The sequence below is a fragment of the Caballeronia mineralivorans PML1(12) genome (assembly GCF_001028175.1).
In the GTDB taxonomy this organism is placed as follows: domain Bacteria; phylum Pseudomonadota; class Gammaproteobacteria; order Burkholderiales; family Burkholderiaceae; genus Caballeronia; species Caballeronia mineralivorans.
Map to the genome: position 1 here is coordinate 1 of NZ_AEJF01000288.1, position 269 is coordinate 269.

The 269-nt window shown below is 56.5% G+C and carries 1 protein-coding gene; it reads left to right on the forward strand.

The features are described from left to right. The coding region (locus EOS_RS42710; RefSeq protein WP_047898293.1) for an NAD(P)-binding protein at positions 1 to 269 on the forward strand (269 nt) is incomplete at both ends.

The window sequence follows — 269 nt, forward strand, 5'->3', positions numbered from 1 at the left end:
ACCTGCTGGGCTGGCGTTTGCCATTAACGCGGCGGCGCGTGGGCATCAGGTAACATTGTTTGACGCTCATAGCGAGATTGGCGGGCAGTTTAATATCGCCAAACAGATCCCCGGCAAAGAGGAGTTTTACGAAACGCTGCGCTATTACCGCCGGATGATCGAAGTGACGGGCGTGACGCTAAAACTCAATCACACCGTGACGGCGGATCAGTTACAGGCTTTCGATGAAACGATCCTCGCCAGTGGGATCGTGCCGCGCACTCCGCCCA